Origin of the sequence: Rhizobium viscosum (assembly GCF_014873945.1) — a bacterium.
Taxonomy (GTDB): domain Bacteria; phylum Pseudomonadota; class Alphaproteobacteria; order Rhizobiales; family Rhizobiaceae; genus Rhizobium; species Rhizobium viscosum.
Genome location: NZ_JADBEC010000001.1, coordinates 2,516,419 through 2,541,729, shown reverse-complemented (window position 1 = coordinate 2,541,729; position 25,311 = coordinate 2,516,419). Strand labels below are relative to the sequence as shown.

Genomic DNA, 25,311 nt, shown 5'->3' with positions numbered 1-25,311 from the left:
AACGGCGCCCGCGAGGGCGCCGTTTCGGTCTGATCCGTCAAAGCGGATTAGTTGTTGACGACCTGTGCTTCGATCGCCTTCGGAGCCTCGACCGGCTCAGCGGCAATAGCGATCTTGCGGGGCTTGAGAGCCTCCGGGATGCTGCGCAGAAGGTCGATGTGCAGGAGGCCGTTCTTCAGCGAAGCGGCGGTCACTTCGACATGGTCGGCAAGCTGGAAGCGGCGCTCGAAGGCGCGCTTTGCGATGCCGCGATACAGGAACTCGCTGCCATCGGCGTTTTCGTCGCGCTTTTCGCCTTTCACGATGAGCGCGTGGGCATGCGATTCGATGGAGAGTTCCGTTTCATCGAAGCCGGCAACGGCCATGGTGATACGGTAGGTGTTCTCACCGGTCCGCTCGATGTTGTACGGCGGATAGCTCGGAACCTGCTCCGGCTGAGAGAGGCTGTCGAGCATGGTAAAGAGACGGTCGAAACCGACGGTGGAACGATAAAGGGGAGAGAAGTCTACGTGACGCATGATGTCCTCCTAGGGAAGCGACGTGTTGCGATATCATGCCCCTGAAACCCCGTTCTTGGCGGCTTCGGGACGGTTGCGCGGACCCTTCTGGCGTCCGCAAAGTTCAGATGGGTATGGCTTTCTGAGACTTCAAGCCCCTTTTCAAAGCACCCGAGATGGCTGCGTGAACCCCGCATGAACGGCAGGTTCGGCGAAGGTTCAGGCGCCGCTGTCTAGAGATAGAGGCATCGGGTGACACTGGCCCGAAGGCTGAAGTGTATCGTCCCTTCTTCTTCAGCCTAAATTTCGGCCGGCCAAGAGCTCCCTCAGCTCCGCCGGCCACTTTTCTTCAGGCGTAAAGCTCTGCAAGTCGATCCTGCGGCTAGGCGTGTCTCAGCTTTTGCCAATCTTATCGTATAGAAAAATCTCAATGTATTAAACATTGCTTATATTAAGCGGCAATTTCGCCATTGATTTTCCCGATCCCTGCGGTATCCCCTAGTATATCTCTTATGCGAAGAAACACTGCGCTATGGAACAGGTTCTTTACTCGACTCCAGACAATCCGGCGCCGGAGAACCGCGCTGAAGGTTTTTTCGAGACACATGACGGCCATAGGTTGCGTTACGCCGTCTTCCGATCGCAGACACCCATCGCCCATGGAACGGTGGTCCTCCTGCATGGGCGCAGCGAATATATTGAGAAGTATTTCGAGACGATCCGCGACCTCACTGCCAAGGGGCTCTGGGTCGCGACCTACGACCTGCGCGGCCAGGGCGGCTCGCCCCGGCTGATCAAGAAGCGCAACCATGGCCATATCCGTCGCTTTTCCGATTACGAGCGCGATCTCGATACCTTCCTTGAAAAGATCGTGCTCCCGGATACCCGCCTGCCCTTCTATATGCTTGCACATTCCACAGGCGCGCTGATTGCTCTTTCCGCCGCACCCTATCTCTCGACGCGTATCGAGCGCATGGTGCTTTCTGCCCCTTTCCTCGGCCTCATAGGCCAGTCAGCTTCGCAGGGTGTCATCCGCTCGCTTTCGACAGCGCTATGCGCCGTCGGTCTCGGCGGTTTGCCGCTCGGCAAGATGAAGGAGTTGCAATTCCTTGATAATCCGCTCACATCGGACGAAACGCGCTTCGAGCGTAACGCGGCTATAGCAAAAGCCCACCCGGAGCTTGCGCTAGGAGCGCCGACCGCGCGCTGGATGCACGAATGCATGAAGGCGATCGACCGGGTGACCCGGCCCTATCATCTCTTTTCGATCACTATCCCCTCTGTTGTCATCGCACCGACACGCGACGGCCTGGTGCCCTATACAGCGCAAGAACGGCTTTCACGCTATTTCCGCGCCGGCCAACTCGTGCCGATCAATGGCGCCCGACACGAGATATTCCAGGAAAGAGATATGTACCGCGCCGCAGCGCTGGCCGCCTTCCACGCCTTCATTCCAGGCAGCGATGCTGAAGCGACCGAAGATGTGGCGGCAATTGGCGTGTGAGCCTCAGCGCTGCAGAATCTTGATCGCCTCTTCGTACACCGCCCTGCTGCCGGCCGCGATAATGGAGCCGCCGTTTTCCGGCCGTCCACCGTCCCAGGTGGTCATGATTCCGCCGGCGCCCTCGATGACAGGGATGATCCCGCCGACATCATAGGGTTTGAGGCTGTTCTCGATGACGAGATCGACATGGCCTGCCGCTAGCAGCGCATAGGCGTAACAGTCGCAGCCATAACGGAAGAGCCGCACCTGACTTTCGATCTCGCGATATTTCTCCATCTCGTCGCCGACGAAGAGATGTGGCGATGTGGTGAAAAGGATGGCGTTGGAAAGAGCGCCGCAATCACGCACCTGCAGCCGGCGTTCGCCCTCAGGTCCGCTATAGGTCGAACCGTTTTCGTCGCCGAAGTAACGTTCGCCGGTGAAAGGCTGCTCGATCATGCCGGCAACCGCCCGACCATTTTTCTGCAGGCCGATCAGTGTCCCCCAGACCGGAACGCCCGAGATGAATGCGCGCGTGCCATCGATCGGATCGATCACCCACACATGCTCGCGATCAAGGCCGACATTGCCATGCTCTTCGCCCAGAATGCCGTGGTCGGGAAAATGCGCTTCGATCAGCGCGCGGATGGCAGTTTCCGCCGCCCTGTCGCCTTCAGTGACCGGGTCGAAGCCGGACGACAGTTTGTTGGTGACATTGATGCCCGAGCGAAAACGCGGCAGGGTTTCCGCCTTGGCAGCTTCGGCAAGACGGTTGAAGAACGAACGGTCAGGAAGCATGGAGAAATCCGTATAGCTGGCGGGAAATGGCGTTTTTCATAGCGAAAAAGCGGCGGATTGCAAACACAACAGGCAATCTCCGATTGGCTGCCTAAATATTTTGCATCGCAATATAATGCTTGACAATTGTGCAATGCAGCAGTAATTTCTTACTACAGTCTTCTGACTGTAAATACCCTCCTTGGGTGTTTCCTCCCTAGACTTAGCCGCGCTCACAAAGCGCGGTTTTTTTTGATCTGAAGGCAGAAAATTACTCGGCCGCGAGCGCCCGGTCGCCGGAGAATTTCTCGACATAGTCGGCCATCTGCCGCATGAACGACGTGACGGCGGTTGCAACGATGTCGAAATCGGGCCGCTTTTCCAGCGTGACTTCATCGACGTAGATTGATCGGTTAACTTCGATCTGCAGCGCGTGCAGCCCGCGTGACGGCCGACCGTAATGTTCGGTGATGAAGCCACCTGCATAGGGCTTATTGCGGATCGCCGCAAAACCCATTTCCTCGAGGATGCCGATTGCCGTCCGCGAAAGCTCTGCCGAAGCGCTGGTGCCGTAACGGTCGCCGATGATGAAATCGGGCCGCGCATTGCTGCCGGCAACGCGCACGTTGCCCGGCATGGAATGGCAGTCGATCAGGACGCCGAAGCCAAACTGTACATGCGTGCGCGCAATCAGCCGCCGCAACGTCGAGTGATAGGGCTTATAGACGCTCTCGACACGTTCCAGCCCTTCCTGAACGGGCAGCCGACGCGCATAGATTTCCATATTCTCGGCCACGATGCGCGGAATGGTGCCGAGCCCGCCGGCAACCCTGAGCGAGTTGATATTCGCATAGGGAGGCAACAGCCCATCGAACATGCGTGGATCGAGCTCATAGGGCTCGCGATTGACGTCCAGATAGGCGCGCGGGAAATTCGCAAGCAGCAGTGGCGCGCCGAGGTCCACGGCCGCGCCAAACAGCTCATCGACATAGTGGTCTTCGGAGCGGCGTATCGAGATACCTTCCAGCCGCGACTGCGCGATGAATTCCGGTGGATAAATACGGCCGCTGTGAGGGGAGTTGTAGACGAAGGGGATGGTCTGCGACACGGGCTCATGCACTTCAAAAAGCTCGTATTCGCGTATTTCCGGCACTTTCTGCCCTCTTTACCATGTCACCAAGTGGCTGTGACGGCCATGTTGCCAGTTGCCTGCCCTTAAGTCCATACTACATAGAAGGGATGGCGGTCGCGGCTAGGGCGATTTCACCGGTTGTTTACCGGGCGAAGTTTAGTGTAGACGGCTGGTATCCCATAAAAACATCAGTGATCAGCGGTCCGGATTAATGACTCAGAAGATACTTCTCGCCGAAGACGACAATGACATGCGCCGCTTCCTCGTGAAGGCGCTCGAAAAGGCCGGATACAAGGTCCTTTCCTACGACAACGGCGCCAGCGCTTATGACCGCCTGCGTGAGGAGCCCTTCTCGCTGCTGCTGACCGATATCGTCATGCCGGAAATGGATGGCATCGAGTTGGCGCGTCGTGCAACCGAACTCGATCCTGACCTGAAGGTCATGTTCATCACCGGTTTCGCAGCCGTTGCACTGAACCCTGATTCGAAGGCTCCAAAGGACGCAAAGGTCCTTTCCAAGCCTTTCCACCTGCGTGATCTCGTCGATGAGGTCAACAAGATGCTTGCCGCGTAAGGCTTCCTGGCGGCTCGTCACAAAACTTCAAAAAAGCCTATTGACGGCTCCGAAGGTTTTGTGATCTATGCGCCGACATCGGATGGGCGTGTAGCTCAGCGGGAGAGCACTACGTTGACATCGTAGGGGTCACAGGTTCAATCCCTGTCACGCCCACCATCCTAATTCGCTGAAAAGCAAAGGCCTTTCGAGAAATCGAAAGGCCTTTTTAGTTTCCCCGTTTTAAGTTGCCGGCTTCACGTTCCATACCAAGCCACCTGCGCCGGCTCTTCTCAAACCATATCCGAAGGGATCGAAACCAAATTCGGACACAGAGCCATGCCATGCGCGATAATGGAGCCCGAGGCGTTGATTCGCCTCGTCAGAACATGGGGTTCGAATCGAAATGAAATTATCCGCGCTTGCCGTCGCCGCCTTCTCCACCCTCGCTTTTGCAGCTGCGGCGCAGGCCGATGACAATTTTCCGGGTGCGCCCGGCGTCATCGCCCTTGGCGGCAAGTGCCAGAAGCTGGTCGTTGCCAAGTTCGATGCCACGAAGGGCTGCAAGGGAGAGTTGGCAAGCGTGACGCTTGTCAACGGCACAGTGACCTTCATCTTCACCTCTGATGGTAAGCTGCTGGGCTTCCAAGGCGATGGGAAGAGCATCAAGCCCGCATCTAACGGCAATGCGCGCCTGCCACTCAGTCTCGTCACGACGGGTGTCGGCAACAAGATGACGGGCGAGGTAAAGGTCGCCGGCTTCTGCACCTTCGGCAATCCCTATGCAGGCAAACCAACCGTCATCGAATGCACGGCCGAAAGCAAGGATTCGGCTTTCACGGGCAGTTTCCGCACCAGCGGCAAAGCGCCGGTACAAAAGACACCGGAAAAAAATAAGAAATAGTCAGGCTGGCTGCCTCAGGTGCACCAGGAGCCGCCGGCAGCGCCAGGCTTCCTGGCCAGACCCTCGTTGACCAGACGCGTGCCGAAGGAACGCCCGTCGCGCGAAACGACGCGAGGCGCACCTCGGTCATCCGACTTGCCGGCAGCGTTCATATTGAACGGACCGGCATTGAGGAGCGCCAGCAGCCGCGACTTGGCAGCAAAGGCAATCTTGCGTTCGTCTTCGCAGCGCGCGCGATCGACATCAGGGCTGACCATATCGGCAATGACGATCTTCTCGCCCTTGTACCAGAAGGTGCCGGCGTCGCCGACGCAATTGATATGCTCGCCCTGCCCGCAATAACCGAAAGCCGCTTTGGCATTTTCCAAAGAGGACGGGGAAGCCGGAGAAATGGAAGCCGGAACGATCTTTGCCGCCGGCACTGGAGCCGAGGGAATCGCTGCAGGTGGTACTGGATCGTTCGTCTGCCGAGGCTTGGCGGCAGGAGTTGCAACGGCAACTTGCTTCGGTGCTTCCCTGGATGCCTGAGGCTTGGCTTCAGCCGCCTCGCGGATGACTGCAGCAGGGGCCTTGCCAAGCATCGGGCGGATGCTCTTCCAATTGTCGTAGGCGGCAATGGCGCCCACCGCCGCGATGCCGATCACCATCCAGGGCATCGCGCCTCCGGAGGACGCGCTGCTCTTCCTTTTTGCCGGCGCCTTTCGGCGGCCGCGTGTTGCTGTCTTGGCCATCGATCCGATTCCCTTGAACGGGCCGGATTATCGCCGCCCAATCCTTTCGGAAAGGTTGGCAAGGCATGTCCGTGGATCGCTTTCCCAGATCAGAACTCGTCGGAAAAGAAAACGCCCGGCGCATAGCCGGGCGTCTCGTTCAAACTCCGCCCTGTGTTCAGCAGCCTTGCGCCGCCGAAGGTGCAGCGGCGGGCTTTGCCGTTTGCCCACTCGGCTGCACGGATGGCGTCTCGCGCTTGCCTATATCGATCCGGCGTTCGGCCGCATCGCGCACGACCTGCCATTCATATTCGTGCCGGATGAAGATATCCCGTGGCACAAGATTGATCGTCATTCGTATTTCACCTGTCTTGTCGGTTGCGGAACTGGTTTTCAGCGGACGGGCTTTGCGACGTTGGCATCGTCGCTCTTGATATCAAGCCCGCCCTTTGAAAGGTCGCTGCCGGTCACATGCGCCGGCACGTGAATGTCGTGGATGACACCTGGCGTCAGCGTCAGGTCGACATGGTGCGGAGGCAGAACCTGCGCCTTCTGCATGCGGTTGGGTTTCGCCCGCTTCATGCGGTCCGAGGCTTCCGTGCGCCTGTCGGGAACATGGGTCGAATTATGCATCGTCGCCCTCCTTCAAGAGTATCTGAGATGTTTTCATCGGCTCAGCTAGGTTTTAACGGGTGAGGGTCCGCATGGTTCCAAAGAAATCGGTAGCCCTGCCCGATCGCGCGTCTTGACTGACGCAGCAACTTCACTACCTAGTGAGGCACCCGCCGCCTCATCCAGACATCGGCTGCGGGGGAACCTGGTGCCGGGCCCCTCTGGCGAGAGTTTTTACGGCGCTCTCGTGATGTCGGTACCGCCTGCAAATTAGCCGGCGGATTTTTCATCGATGAAAAAGCTCACCATGCCAATCGCGCATGCCCATTGCGGTATGCGTTTTTCTGCTTTTACCCTATCCTTCGAACCGGTTTGCGGCTGTGGGGTGCGGCCATGAACCAGCCTCAGTCCCACAAGTCCTCGCTCGGCTATTTCCGCTGGGCCTTCATCGTCACGGCGCTCGGCCTCGCGCTCGGCGCCTTTCTCGGCTGGCAGTCGACCGGCACGCTGGGTGGCATGGCCACCGTCTTCTTCATCTGCACAGTGCTTGCCGTGTTGGAGATCTCGCTTTCCTTCGACAACGCCATCGTGAATGCCAATAAGCTGAAAGAAATGACCCCTGTCTGGCAGCATCGCTTCCTGACCTGGGGCATCGTCATTGCCGTCTTCGGCATGCGCATCGTCTTCCCGCTGGCAATCGTCGCGATCGCGGCAAAGATCGGTCCATGGGAGGCGCTCGTGCTTGCGGCACGTGAACCGGCCGAATATGCCCGCATCATGAACGATGCGCATCTGCCGATCGCAGCTTTCGGCGGCACCTTCCTGATGATGGTCGGCCTCACCTACTTCTTCAACCATGAGAAGGAAGTCCACTGGATCGGTTCACTGGAGCGGCTGATGGCCCGTTCGGCCACGATCAAAGGCATCGAGATCGCCTTCGTGCTTCTGTTGATCCTGCTTTTCTCCTATCTCCTCGAAGGGGAGGATGCGACCACTTTCGTCTATTGCGCCATCTATGGTCTCGTGACCTTCCTGGTGGTGGAAGTCATCGGCGGTCTCCTCGATGCATCTCAGCGCGCAATGAGCGAGGCGGCAAAGGGTGGCCTCGGCGCCTTCATTTACCTGGAGGTGCTCGATGCCAGCTTCTCCTTCGACGGCGTCATCGGCGCCTTCGCACTGACGCAGAACCTCTTCATCATCGCCATCGGCCTTGGCATCGGCGCCATGTATGTACGCTCCATGACGATCATGCTGGTGGAAAAGGGAACGCTCGCTGAATACCGCTATCTGGAACATGGCGCCTTCTACGCCATCCTGATCCTCTCGGTGATCATGTATGTGCAGACCATGGTGCACATTCCCGAGGTCATTACCGGCCTTGGTGGTGCTGCCCTGATCGGTATCTCGCTCTGGTCCTCGATCCGCTACAACAGGCAGGAGCGGCAGAAGGAAGCGCATGTTCCCGAGCGGGAGCGCCTGCACGCCTGACAATCAAAAAGTCGCAGCAGTCTGGCACTGCGGCTCGTATATCCAAAAAACAAAGCCCGCGACCAACGGTTGCGGGCTCATTCATTCAAAATATGGGTCGGATACTTCTTACCGGATGACACGGCCGAAGCTTACCGGATCGATACCGAGTTCCTGCAGGTCACGGGCGCGCGGCTTGCGACCGCCTTCGACAGCGGCGCTGACTGCATTGGCGGCACCGAGCGCTGCAAAGGCGCGTGCCAGGAAACCATTGTGGATAGACTTTCTGATAGCGGACATCTTCTTTTCCTCTCGCTCTTTGATTGACCCCTCCTAGATGGGAAAATCTACATGCACCTACAACGCGCAGGAAATCACCGCAGCTATGCAAAAAGCGCATATTTCTTTTGCCGGCGAAAGAAAATCGCTTGAGGGAAACCGCAGAATGTCGAATTTTAACATTTAAATTCAATAGCCTGAAAAGACCGCCGTTCAGTCTCGAATACGAAAATGACAAATGCCAAAGAAAAGGCCGGCCGTGTCGCCACGGCCGGCCTGAATTGGGGGTCAGGATCGTCTTTTTGTTTTAGTCTTCATTTGCCGCCAGCTGAGACAGGACCTGGCCGCGGCCACGCAATCTCAGGATCAGCGGAATGAGGAAGGCGGCCGCCGCGACGATCAGCAGGCCGCAGGCGATCGGTGACATGACGAGCGTCGTCACGTCGCCCTGGCTTATCGACAAGGCACGGCGAAGCTGCTGTTCGGCCAACGGCCCGAGGATGAGGCCAACGACTGCAGGTGCGATCGGATAGCCAAAGATCCGCATAACATAACCGAGCAGGCCGAAAGCGAGCAGCATGCCAAGCTCGAAAACCGACGGATTGGCGCCGATCGTACCGAGCGTGGCAAACAGCAGGATGCCGGCATAGAGCCACGGCTTTGGAACCGTCAGCAGGCGAACCCAGAGGCCGATCATCGGCAGGTTCAGCACCAGAAGCATCGCATTGGCGATAAGCAGGCTGGCGATGAGACCCCAAACGAGCTGCGGATTGGTTGCAAACAGCAGCGGACCCGGCTGCAGGCCGTATTGCTGGAAGCCGGCGAGCATGATTGCCGCCGTCGCAGACGTCGGCAGGCCGAGCGTCAGCAGTGGCACCAGCGTGCCGGCGGCCGATGCATTGTTGGCGGCTTCAGGGCCGGCGACGCCTTCGATAGCGCCTTGTCCGAATTCCTCGGGGTTCTTCGAGAGGCGCTTTTCCGTAGCGTAGGAGAGGAATGTGCCGATTTCCGCGCCACCGGCCGGCATGGCACCGATCGGGAAGCCGATGATCGTGCCACGCAGCCATGGCTTCCAGGAACGTGCCCAGTCCTGGGCGTTCATCCAAAGCGAGCCACGCACCGCTTCCACCTTGTCCTCACCGCGGTTGCCCTGAGCGGCGATATAAAGCGTCTCTCCGATCGCGAACATCGCCACGGCAAGCGTCGTCACCTCGATACCATCAAGCAGGTCCGGAATGCCGAAGGAAAGGCGCGCCTGGCCCGTCTGCTGGTCGATGCCGACCATAGCGAGGGCAAAGCCGATAAAGAGCGAGGTGAGACCGCGCAGCGCCGAATCCCCGAAGGCTGAGGAAACGGTAACGAAAGCGAGCACCATCAGCGCGAAATATTCGCGTGGGCCGAAGACCAGGGCGAGCTTCACGATATAGGGCGCGACGAAGGCAAGTCCGAGCGTGGCAATGAGACCGGCGACGAAGGAGCCGATGGCCGCTGTCGCCAGCGCCGGGCCGCCACGCCCTGCCCGCGCCATCTTGTTGCCCTCGAGCGCCGTGACGATCGACGAGCTTTCACCCGGCGTGTTCAGGAGGATCGACGTAGTCGAGCCGCCATACATGCCGCCATAATAGATACCGGCGAACATGATGAGCGAGCCGCCCGGATCGAGCTTGTAGGTGGCAGGCAGGAGCAGCGCGACAGTCAGCGCCGGGCCGATGCCAGGCAGCACGCCGACGGCGGTGCCGAGGGTCACGCCGATGAGGGCATAAAGCAGGTTGATCGGCTGCGCAGCAACCAGAATGCCCTGCCAGAGGAATTCGAATGTGCTCATGGTTTTGTCCCAAGCGGCGGCTCCTGAAGGGGCGCAGGACCGTCCGCGCAAAAGCTAGAGAACTGAGAGCGCCCGGCGCGAGGCAAGCGCTCTCAGAAGAACAGGTGTTCGAGCGGGCCAGCCGGCAGCGAAAGCTGCAGAAGCTGCGAGAAGATCGTCCAGACAATGAAGCTCATGATGATGCCGATCGGCAGCGAGAACCAGATCTGGCGCTTGCCGAAACCGCGCGCGGTCAGCGCAAAGAGCACACCGGTGGCAATCGAGAAGCCAGCAATGCGCAGAAGCAGCATTTGCCCGGCAAGGCCCGCGACAATCCAGATGACCGGAGCCACCTCCTGATGTTCGCGTTCCGGAAAATCGCCGCGCCAGGCTTCGATCACCGTCCAGATGCCAAGACAGAAGAGGCCGAGAGCAACGACCCGTGGCACCGTCGACGGACCAATGCGGTCATATTGCGCAATCGTCTTCAGATGCGAGGCGTCCCAGAACACCACGGCAGCGACGGCGATGAGGAAGACGGCAATGACTAGAGCCGCCCAATCTGGGCGGCGCTTCGTTGCCGATGAGGTATCGGCCTCGCTCATTGAACGAGACCGATATCTTTGAGAATGCCTTCGGTAGCCGAGACATCCTTTTCGAGCTGTGCCTTGAACTCGTCACCTGCGAGGTAGGTGTCGGCCCAGCCCTTGGTCTTCAGGGTTTCCTGCCAGGCGGCAGACTTGTGCAGCTTGTCGAAGTCGGATGCGATCGAGGCGACTTCTTCATCGGTCAGGCCGGGAGCGGCAGCGACCATGCGCCAGTTCTGGATGGAAACGTCGGTGCCGGCTTCCTTGAAGGTCGGCGCGTCGACGCCGGCGATGCGGGCATCGCTGGAAACACCGAGTAGACGCAGCGTACCGGCTTTGACCTGCGATTCGAACTCGCTGTAGCTCGAAATGCCGGCCGTGACCTGGCCGCCGAGGATAGCAGCAAGTGCTTCGCCGCCGCCCGAGAAGGCAACATAGTTGATCTTGGTCGGATCGACGCCGGAAGCCTTGGCGATCAGACCGACCGTAATGTGGTCCGTGCCGCCGGCAGAACCGCCGCCCCAGGAAACGGCGCCGGGATCAGCCTTCAGCTTAGTGACGAGATCGGCGAGCGTCTTGATGTCGGACGCGGTCGGAACGACGATGGCTTCGTACTCGCCGGTCAGGCGGGCGATCGGGGTAACGTCCTTCAGCGTGACGACCGACTTGTTGGTCAGCAGTGCACCCACCATGACGTAGCCGCCGACGATGAGAGCGTTCGGATTGCCGGCGCTCTGGCTGCTGAACTGGGCAAGGCCGATAGAGCCGCCAGCACCCGGTACGTTCTGAACCTGAACGCTCTTGGAGATGCCTTCGTGCTGCAGCACCGTCTGCAGCGAGCGGGCTGTCTGGTCCCAGCCGCCGCCCGGCGCTGCCGGGGCGATGATGGTGTAATCGGCCGCGTAGGCCGGCAGTGCGATAGCTGCTGCCAAAAGGGTTGCGATGAAAGTATGCTTCACGATGTGTCCTCCGTGCTGCGGCTGAGCGAACCGCCAGTGCTATTTTTGAAAATGAGGAGAGATCACCGATCGGTGGACGCAATTGTCCTGATAGCGAGCGGAAGTCCTCCCGGAATTCTTCAACTCTCCGCCTCCACGGAGAAGAAGTAGCCCAAGCCATCATATGAAGCTGTCATTTAGCTGACATTGACCGGATATCCAGTGCAGCAGGACACTTTTTTGCCGCAATTCGGCTACCTGCCCCGCGAAAGGCGGCTGCGGCAGCACCAAGGCGGGTACATGACTAATACATTGTCCGTACTGGACGCCGGTAAGGACATGACGGATACTTCGGTGCGGAGGGCGATCCGATGGCAAATGGCGGACTGAACACCTAGGCCGATTGCCATCCCGAGGTGCGATCCGCCTGCGAGCCGACCTGAGACACTTCAAGAAGCCGGTCGAACGCTTCGCTCAAACCTGAATTAGGCGAAACCGGCGAGCGATCGCGGCAATGGCCCATCCTCGCCGACATGAGGGGAGACATGCCATGCAAACCACAGGAGATGCCACGGCTCAGCCCGCACCGGATCTCGCCGCGCTGAAGTCGCGTCAACAAGTGGCCTGGGCATCGGGCGATTATTCCGTCATCGGCGCCCGGCTGCAGATCGTCGGCGAAAACCTTTGCGAAGCCTTGGATCTGAGGTCCGGCGAAAAGGTTCTCGATATCGCCGCCGGCAACGGCAATGCCACGCTTGCCGCCGCCAGACGCTGGGCTGAGGTGACCTCGACCGATTACGTGCCGGAACTTCTGGAGCGCGGGCGCGAGCGGGCGATGGCAAACGGTTTAGCGGTGGAGTTCCAGCAGGCCGACGCGGAAGCCTTGCCCTTCAAGGATGCGAGCTTCGATGTCGTCATCTCCACCTTCGGCGTCATGTTCACGCCGGATCAGGACAAGGCGGCAAAGGAAATGCTGCGCGTCTGCCGGCCGGGCGGGCGTATCGGCATGGCCAACTGGACCCCGGAGAGCTTCATCGGCCAGGTCTTCAAGACGATAGGCAAGCATATCCCGCCTATGCCAGGCGTCAGGTCGCCGGCGCTTTGGGGCACGAAGGCAAGGCTGGAAGAAATGTTCGGCGCCCAGGCCAGCATCGAGGCAACGCCGCGCATGTATAATTTCCGCTACCGCTCACCCGCCCATTGGCTGGAAGTGTTCCGCACCTGGTACGGCCCTGTCCACAAGGCCTTCGAAGCTCTGCCACAGCCGGGCAAGGTAGCCCTTGAGGAGGATTTCTTTGCGCTCATCGCCAGCTTCAACCGCGCCAAGGATGGCACGATGGTCGTGCCGGCTGAATATCTGGAAGTGGTGATCCACAAAGGCTGATTGCAGCTGCTGTCGCGGGATCGATGCGGAAGGGCGGGGGTTCACCAGAGGTAGACCTCGCCCTTTATGCTTTTCGACTTGGAATTCGCCGCTGAACTGCGGCATTGGCGAGCGAGGTTTTACTGCGTCCGCAGCACCTCGTTCCAGTGCGCAATCAGCCGCGCGCGTTTCACCTGGTCGAGATAGACCATGAGACCCGGGCTGACCGGCACCGGACGCAACTGTGCGCCGAGCAGTTCCTGCAATGTATTGGCGGTATTCTCACCTGCCACTTCCGGGCTGACGGCCGGGATCTGTAATTCGCGGGCCATGATCGTCTGGCCCTCCTTCGACATGAAGAAAGCGAGGTAGCGCCGCCCGAGTTCCGGCTCGGCGGCAGCCTGCGGCACCAGGCCGATGCGCGACATCACGACTGTATAGTCCTTCGGCAGCACGATCCCGACGTCAGGATGACGCGAGGCCCAATCGGCCGCATAGGAGCCGAGGATATTGTAGCCAAGCACGAAGCGCCCGTCGGCCACCCGCTCGAGGATCGCCGAACTCGTGGAATAGAGTTTCACGCCGGCGGCACCCATCGCCCCGATCACTGACCAGATATCGCCGAACTGTTCCTGATCGCGGGCCATGAACAAAAAGCCCACACCGGAGCGTTCGATGTCATAGGTCCCGATCCGCCCGTAGACCTCGTTGCCCTTACGCTTCAGGTAATCGACGAATTCCGCCCGCGAGCTCGGCACCGGTTCATGAACAAAGCTCGGCTTGTGATAGACGAAGACGGCCGGTTCGAAGGTCAGCGCATAGGCGGTGTTGCGCCAGTTCGCCCATTTCGGCCACTGGGCGCTCATCGGCAGGTTGCTCACCTGCGCGTAGCCGTCGTTCGAAAGCTTCACCTGAAGGTCCATCGCAGAGGAGAAGGCGAAGTCCGCCGTTTTGTGACCGGCATCCGTCTCCTTGACAATGCGGTCGTAAATATCCCCCGTCAGCATGTCCTCGTATTTGACTGCCACATCGGGATTGGCTTCCTGGAAGCCACCGATCATCGGCTGCGCCAAGGGTTCGTCGAGCGAGGAATAGACTGTCAGCACCGGCGCATCGGTATTGCCCGACTTCGCCGGATAGAAGACCTGATCCGCGGCCGCAAGACCGGGCACCAGACATAGAAACAGAATGAAAAGGCTCCTCATCGCGCAAGAATGCCTGAGCCATACAGGCCAGACAAGGGTCGGCTTCCAGTAGTGGCCATAGTTGGACCTCAAAGCTCGCGCTCGAAGAACATCAGGATCGGCTTCAGATCATCAGGGATATCGTAGTAGGCATCTCGCTCGCGAAAACCCAGGCGACGGTATAGCTTCTGCGCAGCGACCTGCCGATGGCCGGTATCGAGCCGCATCATCCGGTAGCCATCCTTCTTGGCCTGTGCGAGGGACGCTTCGCAGAGTGCCTGCGCCGCGCCGCTTCCGCGTGCTGCATCGGAAACGAAGAGCCGCTTCATCTCCGATATGCCCGGCGCGATCTCGTGCTGCATCACGCAACCGACAATCTCTCCATCCAGCCGCGCCAGGAACATTGCCCCTTGTGGTCTTGCGTGGATCTTCGGCAAATCGGCGAGCATCGCCTCGAATTTTTCCGGATTGTAGTAAAGTTCTATCTGTGCCCGCTCGTCCGGATAGTTGTCATAAAGCCATCGTCGGAAGGCGCGACTGAGATGCCGAACGGCATTGATCTCTTCAGGGCTTTCCGCAAGTGCGACCGACAGGTTCCCCATCTGCAAAGCCTCCATCTAGCTTCCCCTTCCCGTTATCATGATGGACCGCGCCCCGCCATCGGCATCTCGGCGCGGATCGAACTGGCCCCTGGCGTCGTGGCGGTCGGCCCCACAACATGCGCGGGGCCACCACTCCCCTCGTCCGAATGGCGCCGAGGGAGCGAATTTCGCCCTGCCACCCTCCATTCACCAATTCCCAGAATCGCTGTGACATCGGGCCGCCATCCCTGATAAACTCTCCGAAAAATTCAGGGGAAACATCCGTTGCGCATCCTGCTTACCGAAGACAATATCGCGCTGGCCGACGGCCTGTCGGCGATCTTGCGCGGTACCGGCCATGCGGTGGATGTCGTCCACGACGGAGCTTCGGCCAATGCCGTGATCGCGGCAGAGAATTTCGATCTCGTCATCCTCGATCTGAACCTGCCGGAAATGGACGGGCTCGATGTGCTGCGTGCCATGCGCGCCCGCGGCAGCCGCGCGGCCGTGCTCATCCTGACGGCCCGCGGCTCGCCGGAAGAACGCGTGAAGGGGCTGGATCTCGGCGCCGACGACTATCTCATCAAGCCCTTCGACATTGCCGAATTCGAGGCGCGCGTCCGCGTGCTTCTTCGCCGCCAGGCGGGATTGCACTCCTCGACCGTCAGCTTCGGATCAATCTCGCTCGACCTCAATTCTCGCGCCTTTTCGGCCGGTGCCACGCCGCTCGATATTCCCGCCCGCGAACTCGGCCTGCTCGAAATCCTCTTCATGCGTGCCGGCAAGGTCGTCGCCAAGGAAGCGATCATGCAGTCGCTGACCGCTTTCGACGACGACATTTCCTCCAACGCCATCGAGCAATATGTCAGCCGCCTCAGGAAGAGGCTTTCGCCACATGGCCTGACGGTCAAGACCGCCCGCGGCATCGGCTATTATCTCGACAAGCTGCCCGAGGCCTCATGACAGCTGCCTATTCGCTCCGGCGCCGGCTGCTTTTCTGGCTGCTTGTCTCGACCGCCGTCATCGGCACGCTGGCGCTTGCCGATACCTGGCGCGAGGCCGTGCAGACCTCGAATATCGTTTCCGACCGCGTGCTCGCCGGCTCGGCACTGGCGATTGCCGAACGCGTCGTCGTCGCCGAAGACGGCACGCTCGAGGTTGATATTCCCTATGTCGCGCTGGAAATGCTGACCTCGGCGGCACAGGACCGCGTCTTCTACCGTGTCGACGGCCCGCCCGGCACGTTCATTACCGGCTATCAGGCGCTTCCGGTATTAAAGGAAACGCAAGGCGATACCGCTGCCTTCGCCGACGACATCTTCCGTGGCGAGCCGATCCGTGTCGCGACCTTGGGACGCTCCGCCTCGACCGGCATCCGCTCCGTGCCGTTCGTCGTTACCGTTGCCGAAACGACCATCGCCCGCCGTCAGCTCGCTCAAGCGATCCTCGTCCGCTCCGCCTTGCGCCTCGCGGTAATGATTACCGGTGCTGCCGTCATCGTCTGGATCTCCGTGACGGTGGCGCTGCGGCCACTCTACAAGCTCGGCGATGCCATCGGCGAGCGCAGCCCCGACGACCTGCACCCCATCGAACAATCCGTGCCGAGCGAGGTGCAGCCGCTTGTCGATACCGTCAACTCCTTCATGGTGCGCCTGCAATCGGCCCTTGATGCGCTACGCAATTTCACCGGCAATGCCAGCCATCAGCTCCGCACCCCGCTTGCCATCATCCGCACCCAGCTCGCCCTCTCCGCCCGCGCCGGCTCTCTGGATGAAGCGCAGCATGCCGCCATCAAAGGCGATCAGGCCGTCGCCCATGCCGAGCGCATCCTAGCCCAGCTTCTGCTGATGGCCAAGATCGATGCCGCGACCGCCAAGGAAGCACTGACGGTCTCGGCCATCGACCTCACCGCCATAGCCCAGGAGATTACCGGCGAGCAGATCCCGCGTGCTGCCGAAGCCGGCATCGATCTCGGCTTCGAGGGCGAAGGCGCTGCCATGATCCGCGCCGAACCGCTGCTGATCGGCGAAATGCTGCGCAATCTCGCGGGCAATGCCATCGCCTATGCCGGTAGGGGCGCAGAAGTAACCGTGCGTATCCTTGAAGATGCCGAAACGGTGCGCCTGGAAGTCGAGGATAGTGGCCCGGGCATTCCACCCGAAAAGCTCGAAGCCGTCAGAAAGCGTTTCTCCCGCGGTAATGATTCCGGTGCGCCCGGCGCCGGCCTCGGCCTGCCGATCGTCGAGGAAATTGCCAATCTTTTCAATGCGAGGCTTGTCCTCATTCCGGGCCGTGGCGGTAAGGGTCTAAAGGCATCAGTGACGTTCAACAGGGCCGCCTGAAAGCCGTCACCGCGTCAACCTTTCCGCCTTGCATTCTTTCGCTGCATTGCACACACTGACTTTGGGAACAGCTAAGCCGATCAACGGCACGCGGACAAAAAGAGCAATATGTCGATCAAAGCCAGCATCTATCATCTGACCCATTATCAATATGACAAACCGGTCCGTCTCGGCCCACAGATCATCCGCCTGAAGCCGGCCTCGCATTCGAAGACGCGGGTCTTGAGCCATTCTTTGAAGGTCACGCCATCCAACCACTTCGTGAACCTGCAGCAGGACCCGTACGGCAATTATCTCGCCCGCTTCGTCTTTCCCGAGCCGGTGACCGAATTCAAGATCGAGGTCGATCTCGTTGCCGACATGACGGTCTACAATCCCTTTGACTTCTTCGTCGAGGAGGAAGCGACGAAGTGGCCCTTCAACTACCCGGAATCCCTCCGTGAAGATCTCTCGATCTACATGATGCCGGAGCCGGCCGGCCCGCGCCTGAAGGCGCTGCTGCCGACGCTCGACTGGTCCCCCGATCAGCCGACGGTGGACATGATCGTCGGTCTCAATGCCCGTCTGCAGCGGCAGATCGGTTATGTCATCCGCATGGAAGCCGGCGTCCAGACGCCGGAGGAGACGCTGGAAACCGCCAAGGGCTCCTGCCGCGACACGAGCTGGCTGCTCGTGCAAATTCTGCGCCATCTCGGCCTCGCCGCCCGCTTCGTCTCCGGCTATCTCATCCAGTTGGCGCCAGACCTGAAGGCGCTTGATGGCCCCTCGGGTACCGAGGTGGATTTCACTGATCTGCATGCCTGGGCGGAAGTCTACCTGCCCGGCGCCGGTTGGGTCGGTCTCGATCCGACCTCTGGCTTGCTGACCGGCGAAAGCCACATTCCGCTCGCCGCCACACCGCATTTCAGCAATGCCGCCCCGATCTCCGGCGGTTATTTCGGCGAGGCCGAAACCGAATTCGCCTTCGACATGAAGGTTTCCCGCGTCGCCGAGCATCCGCGCATCACTAAACCCTTTTCTGATGAGAGTTGGGACGAGCTGAACCAACTCGGTGAAAAGGTCGACCGCGTTCTCGAAGCCGAGGATGTGCGGCTGACGATGGGTGGCGAGCCGACTTTCGTCTCGATCGACGATTTCCAATCCGAGGAGTGGAACACCGCGGCCGTCGGCCCGACCAAACGTGAAAAGGCCGACAGCCTGATCCGCAGGCTACAGGAGCGCTTCGCGCCCGGCGGCTTCCTGCATTACGGCCAGGGTAAATGGTATCCCGGCGAAAGCCTGCCGCGCTGGACCTTTTCTCTCTACTGGCGCCGTGACGGCAAGCCGATCTGGCAGAACCTCGATCTGATCGCCGCCGAAGGCAAGGATACCGGCGTCAAGGCCGAGGATGCCGAAAAGCTCCTGACGGCGATCGCCAGGGAATTGGCAATCAGGCCCGATATGGTGCAGCCGGCCTATGAGGATCCTGCAGACTGGATCATCAAGGAAGGCAGCCTTCCCGAAAACGTCGATCCGTCGAATTCAAAGCTGAAGGACCCCGAGGAGCGCAGCCGCATTGCCCGCGTCTTCGCCCGCGGCCTCACTGTGCCAACCGGCTATGTCCTTCCCGTTCAGGTATGGAATGCCAAGGCCGCCGCAAGCCGGACCTGGGTCAGCGAAAAATGGCGCACGCGCCGCGGAAAGATCTTTCTTGTTCCAGGGGACAGCCCGATCGGCTATCGCCTGCCACTCGGCACGCTGCCCTATGTCCCGCCGGCGCGCTACCCTTATATCCACCCCGCAGACCCGTCGATACCGCGCCCGCAGTTGCCTGACGTCTTCGTACCCACCGGCCGCGCCATGCCGGAAGCATCGTTCCAGACGGACGAAAGCCACGCCGTCCGTGTCGAACAGACCCTTGGCGACATAGGCGGTGCCGTCCGCACTGCCTTGTCGGTCGAACCGCGCGAAGGCAGGCTCTGCGTCTTCATGCCGCCGGTCGAGCGCGTCGAGGATTATCTGGAACTGATCGCCGCTGCCGAAAACGCCGCCGCCGAACTCAAGCTTCCCGTTCACATCGAAGGTTACCCGCCGCCGCAGGACGAGCGCATCAATGTCATCCGCGTCGCCCCCGATCCGGGCGTCATCGAAGTCAACATCCATCCAGCCTCCAACTGGCAGGATTGCGTCGACATCACCACGGCGATCTACGAGGAAGCGCGGGCCACCCGGCTCGGCGCTGACAAGTTCATGATCGATGGTCGTCACACCGGCACCGGCGGCGGCAACCACGTCGTCGTCGGCGCCGCCAATCCAAACAACAGCCCCTTCCTGCGCCGCCCGGACCTGCTGAAAAGCATCATTCTCCACTGGCAACGCCATCCCTCGCTCTCCTACCTCTTTTCCGGCATGTTCATCGGGCCGACCAGCCAGGCGCCGCGCATTGACGAGGCCCGCCACGACACACTCTATGAACTGGAGATCGCCATGGCGCAGGTCGGAGCGCCGGGTCGCGGCCAACTGCCGCTGCCCTGGCTCGTCGACCGACTGTTCCGAAATCTTTTGACCGATGTCACCGGCAACACCCACCGCGCCGAGATCTGTATCGACAAGCTGTTCTCGCCGGATGGCCCGACTGGACGGCTCGGCCTCATCGAGTTCCGCGGCTTTGAGATGCCGCCAAACGCACGTATGTCCCTTGCCCAGCAATTGCTGGTGCGTGCGCTGATCGCCCGCTTTTGGACGAACCCCGCCGACGGCAAGTTCGTCCGCTGGGGTACGACCCTGCACGACCGTTTCATGCTGCCGCATTTCGTCTGGACCGATTTTCTCGACGTGCTCGCGGACCTGCGCGAAAACGGCTTCGACCTCAGCCCCGAATGGTTCAAGGCGCAGCTCGAATTCCGCTTCCCCTTCTGCGGAGAGGTCGAATACGAGGGCTCGAAGCTGGAACTGCGCCAGGCGCTGGAGCCCTGGCACGTCATGGGCGAGGAAGGCGCGCCGGGCGGCACCGTCCGCTACGTCGACAGCTCCGTCGAGCGGCTTCAGGTTCGGCTCGAAACGAACAACGCCTCGCGCTACATCGTCACCTGCAACGGCCGAATCGTACCGCTGACGCCGACGGGCACATCCGGCGTGTCCGTCGCGGGCGTGCGTTTCAAGGCCTGGCAGCCGGCTTCCGGCCTGCACCCTGTGCTGCCGGTGAATACGCCTTTGACTTTTGATATTTATGATACATGGTCGAAACGATCGATCGGCGGCTGCATCTATCACGTTGCCCATCCGGGTGGTCGGAATTATGAAACCTTCCCGGTCAACGGCAACGAAGCGGAAGCGCGGCGGCTTGCCCGTTTCGAACCGTGGGGACATACGGCGGGTGGTTATATTCCGCGCGCCGAAACGGTTTCGCCTGAATTCCCGCTCACGCTGGATCTGAGGCGGCCCGCTGGAATTTGAAGAAACTGGGTCTGATGGGCAAGAAGCCTGCACTGGAACTGAGGGACGAAATCGAAGAACGCGCCGGCGCGGATGCGGTCTTCGACTATGAGCCCTTGCCCGGCATCGCCGACGAGATGGTGGACAATAACGGCACCATCCGCCCGGTCTGGCAGCGCTTCCTCGCTCATCTGAACATCATGCCGGAAAAGGATCTGGCCGAGCGTTTCGCCCGCGCCGACCGCTATCTGCGCGACGCCGGCGTCTTTTACCGGGCTTACGGCGCCAAGGGCAGCGGCGAGCGCGCCTGGCCGCTCTCCCACATTCCGGTGCTGATCGACGAGCGTGAATGGCAGGCTCTTTCGGCAGGCCTGGTGCAGCGCGCCGATCTCCTCGAAGCGATGGTTGCCGATATCTACGGCGACAACAAGCTCGTCGAGGAGGGCACCGTTCCGCCCGCCCTCATCGCTGCCAATCCGGAATTCCAGCGACCGCTGGTTGGCGTAAAACCGGCAACCGGGCACTATCTGCATTTCTGCGCCTTCGAGATCGGCCGTGGCCCTGACGGTAATTGGTGGGTACTTGCCGACCGCACGCAGGCCCCCTCTGGTGCGGGCTTTGCACTGGAAAACCGCGTGGCAACCACGCGTGCCTTTTCCGATATCTACGCCGAAACGCCGGTTCACCGCCTCGCTTCCTTCTTCGGCGCCTTCCGCGACGCGCTGCAGACGATGAAACATTCGGGCGACGACCGCATCGCGGTTCTGACCCCCGGCCCGGCAAACGAAACCTATTACGAACACGCCTATATTGCCCGCTATCTCGGCTTCATGCTGCTGGAAGGCGAGGATCTGACCGTCGTCAACGGCCGCGTCATGGTGCGCACGGTCGCCGGTCTGAAGCCGATCGGCGTGCTGTGGCGGCGTCTCGATTCTGCCTATGCCGATCCGCTCGAGCTGAACCAGAACTCGCATATCGGCACGCCCGGCCTTGTGGAGTCGCTGCGCGCCGAAACCGTCACCATCGTCAATGCACTTGGCACCGGCGTTTTGGAAACGCGTGCCCTGCTCGCCTTCATGCCCGCCGTCTGTCGCTCGCTGCTGGGTGAGGATCTTCGTCTGCCGTCCATCGCCACATGGTGGTGCGGCCAGAAGGACGAGCGTGACCATGTGGCTGCCAATATCGAAAAGATGGTGATCGGCCCGGCCTATTCCCGCGCGCCCTTCTTCGATGACAACGGCGAATCCGTCCTCGGCTCGTCGCTCCGCGCCACCGCGAAGAACTCTATTGCAGACTGGCTGACAAGCGACGGTGCAAAGCTCGTCGGTCAGGAAGTCGTCACTCTCTCGACCACGCCCGCCTGGGTCAACGGCAAGCTGACGCCACGGCCGATGTCGCTGCGCGTGTTCGCCGCCCGTACCGCCAACGGCTGGCAGATCATGCCCGGCGGCTTTGCCCGTATCGGCTCGGGAGACGATGTCGCCGCCATCGCCATGCAATCCGGTGGCGCGGCGGCCGATGTCTGGATCGTCAGCGACAGGCCGGTCGAGCGCCACACTCTTCTGCCCGCCGAAGGCAGCTTCACCCGCAACATGCCGGGCAGCCTGCCGAGCCGCGCGGCCGACAACCTCTTCTGGCTGGGCCGCTATATCGAACGCGCCGAAGGGGCACTGCGCATCCTGCGTGCCTGGCATGCGCGTTACGCCGAGGCTGCCGACCCGAACCAGCCGCTGCTTGCCGACGTCACCGATTATCTTGCCGCCGTCGACATCGATCCCGCCGAGCCGGTGCCGGAATCGCTGCTGCGCAACATCGACAGCGCCGTCTATTCGGCGAGCAATATCCGCGACCGCTTCTCGCCGGATGGCTGGCTGGCGCTGAACGATCTCGCCAAGACCGCCCGCCGCTTCCACTCGACTATCACCGCCGGTGACGATGCCAGCCACGCGATGACCATCCTGCTGCGCAAGCTCGCGGGCTTTGCCGGTCTCGTGCATGAAAACATGTACCGCTTCACCGGATGGCGCTTCCTCTCGCTTGGCCGATACATTGAGCGCGGCCTGCATATGACGCGGCTGCTCGGCCATATGTCCGGCCCGGAAGCGCCCGATGGCGCGCTCGACATGCTGCTCGAAATCGGCGACAGCGTCATGACCCACCGCCGCCGCTACAACGTCAACACGGCGCGGCTGACGGTCACCGATCTGCTGGCGCTCGATCCGCTCAATCCGCGCTCGATCCTCTTCCAGATGAACGAGATCCATCGCGAGGTCGAAGAACTTCCGAACGCATTCATGAACGGCCAGATGTCGCCCTTCTATCGCGAGGCGATGCGCCTGCATTCAGGCCTCGCCGTCATGACGCCGGAGACGATGAGCGGCGACGTCTATCACCGGCTGGAGCGCGAGCTGGAGCACCTCTCCGACCTCTTGGCGCAGACCTATCTCGGATGACGGCGGTGCTTTACGATCTCACCCTGCATATGGGCTATGCCTACGACACGCCTGCGTCCGGCGCACGCCATATCATGCGCCTCATGCCGCTCTCGCTGGCGAACCGCCAGCGGCTTGTTGCGGGCACGATCAGCATTTTGCCGCAGCCGGACGAACAGTCGCATTTCGTCGATTTCTTCCAGCATCCGGCAACGTCGTTCCTGTTGCGCTCGCCGCATGAGACACTCGATATCCGCATGCAGGCCCGCGTGCAGGTCGAAAGCCAGGTCATGTCAGCGGACTTCTCGCCGTTACTGGCCGACCTGCCGGAGGAAGTCGCCGGAATCTGGTCGCTCGATTCTGAATCGCCCCACCATTTCCTTGGCGACAGTCCGCGCCTGACGGAAACCAAGGCGATCAGCGAATATGCAAAGACCTGTGTCCAGCCGTCGCTGACGGTCATGCAGATCGCCTATGCGCTTTGCGCCCGCATCAACAAGGATTTCACCTACGATCCGGAAGCGACGACCGTCGACACGACGCCGCTGGAGTCCTTCAAACTGAGGCGCGGCGTCTGCCAGGACTTCACCCATGTCATGATCCTCGCGCTGCGCAGCCTCGGCATTCCCGCCGGTTACGTTTCCGGCTTCCTGCGCACCATCCCGCCGCCGGGCAAGGAACGGCTGGAAGGGGCTGACGCCATGCATGCCTGGGTCCGCGTCTGGTGCGGCGAAACGGCCGGCTGGATCGAGCTCGATCCGACCAACAATATCCCTGCCGGAACCGACCATATCGTCGTCGCATACGGCCGCGACTACGCCGATGTCGCTCCCGTCATCGGTGTACTCAAGAGTTACGGCAGCCAGCGTTCTGTGCAGGCAGTGGACGTAGTTCCGCTCAAATAATCCCGAAATTGGAAAAAACAGCCAGTTGCCTGCAATTTTAGAGACTGGCTTTAGCGCCCATTAAAGTCATCTGGTCCATCAAGAGCCCAATAGCGCTCCTTTGAACCGGTGGACATGATGAACACCCTGCATTCGCTTCTTGATCGGCTGCGGCGCGACCGTGGCGGCAATTTCGGTATCATGACGGCCATTTTGCTGCCTGTGCTTATTGGCGCCGCAGGTATCTCCATTCAGGTAACAGACATGTTGCTTTCGCAGCGACAGCTGCAGGAAGCGGCCGACGCGGCCGCGCTCGCAACCGCCACCGCGCTTGCAAACAAGACTATTCAGCCCGCCGACGCCCAGGCCTTTGCCCGCGATTTCGTCGCCGGCCAGATGGCTAACTATCTTCAGGACACGGATCCGTCGACGACCGATATCAAGAACAGTACCGCGGTGAACGTCTCGACTACGACCTCCGGCAAGTCTGTCTCGTATCAAGTCACCGTAGCGCCGAACTACACGATCAACGTAAACCCGATGATGCGCGTGATCGGCTTCAAAACGCAGAACATCGCCGCATCAGGTACAACCGTCAGCGGCCATTCGGAAACCCAAGGCTCAGTCTCCATGTATCTCGTCCTCGACCGTTCCGGCTCCATGGCTGAATATACTACGACGGTCAACGCCTCGGAACCAACCAGGGACGAGACGGAGGATTGCAGCTACTACGACAGCAATGCCCGCAAGTGGGTTAGCAAGACCTGCACAAACACCGTTGCAAACTACTACACCAAGATCGAGGCGCTGAAGCTTGCTGTCTCCAGCCTGGCAGGCCAGCTCACTACCGCCGACCCCGATAATACCTATGTTCGCACCGGCGCCGTCTCCTACAATGACTCGATGCAGACGCCCCAGGCGCTCAACTGGGGCACAGCCAAGGTTGTGAAATATGTCAACGCACTGACTGCAACGAGCGGGACGGACTCCGGCGCAGCCTTCAAGAAGGCATATGACAGCCTGATAGATGCAAAGGAAGACAAGGCTCATCAGGATGAGACCGGTCAGACGCCAACCAAATACATTGTCTTCATGACCGACGGCGACAACAATGCCACCTCGGCAGACACTGAAACCAAGAAATGGTGCGATGCTGCCCGCGACAAGAAGATTCAGGTCTATACGATCGCCTTCATGGCGCCGGCTCGCGGAAAAGCTTTGCTGAATTACTGCGCAACGACCTCAGCTCACTACTTCGCGGCAGAGAACATGACCGCCCTTCTGAATGCTTTTAAGTCGATCGGCGCCAAAGCAGCGAGCCAGGTAACACGCCTGACCAATTAAAAAACCTCAGTTTTTCATCGCAGC

The 25,311-nt window shown here is 60.5% G+C and carries 23 protein-coding genes and 1 tRNA gene; 12 read left to right on the top strand and 12 right to left on the bottom strand.

The features are described 5' to 3' along the window. Positions 1–47: 47 nt before the first annotated feature. Positions 48–518 (bottom strand): Hsp20 family protein, encoded by a 471-nt coding sequence (locus H4W29_RS12480; RefSeq protein WP_192729184.1) that lies wholly within the window; start codon positions 516–518, stop codon positions 48–50. Between the two features lie 511 nt (positions 519–1,029). Here H4W29_RS12480 and H4W29_RS12475 point away from each other — a divergent pair. After that, entirely contained in the window at positions 1,030–2,001 is a 972-nt protein-coding gene (locus tag H4W29_RS12475; protein WP_192729183.1) for an alpha/beta fold hydrolase, read from the top strand. A gap of 3 nt (positions 2,002–2,004) precedes the next feature. On the opposite strand, the gene hisN is transcribed toward H4W29_RS12475, so the two are convergent. After that, positions 2,005–2,778, bottom strand: a complete 774-nt coding sequence (gene hisN, locus H4W29_RS12470; protein ID WP_192729182.1) for a histidinol-phosphatase — start codon at positions 2,776–2,778, stop codon at positions 2,005–2,007. Positions 2,779–3,028: 250 nt separating this feature from the next. Next, on the bottom strand, positions 3,029–3,910 hold the full coding sequence (locus tag H4W29_RS12465; RefSeq protein WP_007822810.1) for an N-formylglutamate amidohydrolase: 882 nt from the start codon (positions 3,908–3,910) through the stop codon (positions 3,029–3,031). A 190-nt stretch (positions 3,911–4,100) separates the two neighbouring features. Here H4W29_RS12465 and cpdR1 point away from each other — a divergent pair, with 190 nt between their 5' ends. The 3 genes from cpdR1 (at position 4,101) to H4W29_RS12450 (ending at position 5,346) form a co-directional block, all read left to right on the top strand. Beyond that, positions 4,101–4,463 (top strand): response regulator CpdR1, encoded by a 363-nt coding sequence (gene cpdR1, locus H4W29_RS12460; RefSeq protein WP_003542883.1) that lies wholly within the window; start codon positions 4,101–4,103, stop codon positions 4,461–4,463. A gap of 84 nt (positions 4,464–4,547) precedes the next feature. After that, positions 4,548–4,622: transfer RNA gene (locus H4W29_RS12455), tRNA-Val, on the top strand. 226 nt (positions 4,623–4,848) lie between these two features. Continuing rightward, the gene (locus tag H4W29_RS12450) at positions 4,849–5,346 is read left to right on the top strand and encodes a hypothetical protein (RefSeq protein ID WP_192729181.1); all 498 of its coding nucleotides are present in this window, start codon (positions 4,849–4,851) and stop codon (positions 5,344–5,346) included. A 14-nt stretch (positions 5,347–5,360) separates the two neighbouring features. On the opposite strand, the gene H4W29_RS12445 is transcribed toward H4W29_RS12450, so the two are convergent. The 3 genes from H4W29_RS12445 to H4W29_RS12435 form a co-directional block, all read right to left on the bottom strand. After that, positions 5,361–6,077, bottom strand: coding sequence for a hypothetical protein (locus tag H4W29_RS12445; RefSeq protein ID WP_192729180.1), 717 nt, complete (start codon positions 6,075–6,077; stop codon positions 5,361–5,363). A gap of 157 nt (positions 6,078–6,234) precedes the next feature. After that, complete coding sequence (locus H4W29_RS12440) at positions 6,235–6,411, bottom strand: hypothetical protein (RefSeq protein WP_192729179.1); 177 nt, start codon at positions 6,409–6,411, stop codon at positions 6,235–6,237. A 38-nt stretch (positions 6,412–6,449) separates the two neighbouring features. Continuing rightward, entirely contained in the window at positions 6,450–6,689 is a 240-nt protein-coding gene (locus tag H4W29_RS12435) for a hypothetical protein (RefSeq protein WP_192729178.1), read from the bottom strand. Between the two features lie 372 nt (positions 6,690–7,061). Between H4W29_RS12435 and H4W29_RS12430 the strand changes: the two genes are divergently transcribed. After that, positions 7,062–8,156, top strand: a complete 1,095-nt coding sequence (locus H4W29_RS12430) for a DUF475 domain-containing protein (protein ID WP_192729177.1) — start codon at positions 7,062–7,064, stop codon at positions 8,154–8,156. Between the two features lie 108 nt (positions 8,157–8,264). Here H4W29_RS12430 and H4W29_RS12425 read toward each other — a convergent pair whose 3' ends face one another. From H4W29_RS12425 to H4W29_RS12410, 4 genes are all read right to left on the bottom strand, one after another. Continuing rightward, positions 8,265–8,435: a hypothetical protein gene (locus H4W29_RS12425; RefSeq protein WP_183829544.1), complete on the bottom strand. Its 171-nt coding sequence runs from the start codon at positions 8,433–8,435 to the stop codon at positions 8,265–8,267. Between the two features lie 286 nt (positions 8,436–8,721). Further along, a complete protein-coding gene (locus H4W29_RS12420; protein ID WP_192729176.1) occupies positions 8,722–10,239 on the bottom strand; it encodes a tripartite tricarboxylate transporter permease in 1,518 nt (505 codons plus the stop codon). A gap of 92 nt (positions 10,240–10,331) precedes the next feature. Next, a complete protein-coding gene (locus H4W29_RS12415; protein ID WP_192729175.1) occupies positions 10,332–10,823 on the bottom strand; it encodes a tripartite tricarboxylate transporter TctB family protein in 492 nt (163 codons plus the stop codon). Then, positions 10,820–11,764 carry a Bug family tripartite tricarboxylate transporter substrate binding protein gene (locus H4W29_RS12410; protein WP_192729174.1) on the bottom strand — a complete coding sequence of 315 codons (945 nt, stop codon included), beginning with the start codon at positions 11,762–11,764 and terminating at the stop codon, positions 10,820–10,822. The genes H4W29_RS12415 and H4W29_RS12410 overlap by 4 nt, the downstream gene beginning before the upstream one ends. A 529-nt stretch (positions 11,765–12,293) precedes the next feature. On the opposite strand from H4W29_RS12410, the gene H4W29_RS12405 reads away from it, so the two are divergent. Then, positions 12,294–13,127, top strand: coding sequence for a class I SAM-dependent methyltransferase (locus H4W29_RS12405; protein ID WP_192729173.1), 834 nt, complete (start codon positions 12,294–12,296; stop codon positions 13,125–13,127). Between the two features lie 119 nt (positions 13,128–13,246). On the opposite strand, the gene H4W29_RS12400 is transcribed toward H4W29_RS12405, so the two are convergent. Beyond that, on the bottom strand, positions 13,247–14,311 hold the full coding sequence (locus tag H4W29_RS12400) for an ABC transporter substrate-binding protein (protein ID WP_192729172.1): 1,065 nt from the start codon (positions 14,309–14,311) through the stop codon (positions 13,247–13,249). 68 nt (positions 14,312–14,379) lie between these two features. Continuing rightward, positions 14,380–14,907, bottom strand: coding sequence for a GNAT family N-acetyltransferase (locus H4W29_RS12395; RefSeq protein ID WP_246517168.1), 528 nt, complete (start codon positions 14,905–14,907; stop codon positions 14,380–14,382). Positions 14,908–15,156: 249 nt separating this feature from the next. Between H4W29_RS12395 and H4W29_RS12390 the strand changes: the two genes are divergently transcribed. The 6 genes from H4W29_RS12390 (at position 15,157) to H4W29_RS12365 (ending at position 25,287) form a co-directional block, all read left to right on the top strand. Beyond that, positions 15,157–15,834, top strand: coding sequence for a response regulator (locus H4W29_RS12390; RefSeq protein WP_192729171.1), 678 nt, complete (start codon positions 15,157–15,159; stop codon positions 15,832–15,834). Then, positions 15,831–17,213: a sensor histidine kinase gene (locus H4W29_RS12385; RefSeq protein ID WP_192729170.1), complete on the top strand. Its 1,383-nt coding sequence runs from the start codon at positions 15,831–15,833 to the stop codon at positions 17,211–17,213. Before H4W29_RS12390 ends, H4W29_RS12385 begins: the two co-directional genes overlap by 4 nt. A gap of 108 nt (positions 17,214–17,321) precedes the next feature. Continuing rightward, on the top strand, positions 17,322–20,648 hold the full coding sequence (locus tag H4W29_RS12380) for a transglutaminase family protein (RefSeq protein ID WP_192729169.1): 3,327 nt from the start codon (positions 17,322–17,324) through the stop codon (positions 20,646–20,648). Between the two features lie 14 nt (positions 20,649–20,662). Then, the gene (locus tag H4W29_RS12375; protein WP_192729168.1) at positions 20,663–23,080 is read left to right on the top strand and encodes a circularly permuted type 2 ATP-grasp protein; all 2,418 of its coding nucleotides are present in this window, start codon (positions 20,663–20,665) and stop codon (positions 23,078–23,080) included. Continuing rightward, on the top strand, positions 23,077–23,964 hold the full coding sequence (locus H4W29_RS12370; protein WP_192729167.1) for a transglutaminase family protein: 888 nt from the start codon (positions 23,077–23,079) through the stop codon (positions 23,962–23,964). Before H4W29_RS12375 ends, H4W29_RS12370 begins: the two co-directional genes overlap by 4 nt. A gap of 117 nt (positions 23,965–24,081) precedes the next feature. Beyond that, positions 24,082–25,287 carry a pilus assembly protein gene (locus H4W29_RS12365; RefSeq protein ID WP_192730723.1) on the top strand — a complete coding sequence of 402 codons (1,206 nt, stop codon included), beginning with the start codon at positions 24,082–24,084 and terminating at the stop codon, positions 25,285–25,287. The last annotated feature ends 24 nt before the right edge of the window (positions 25,288–25,311 follow it).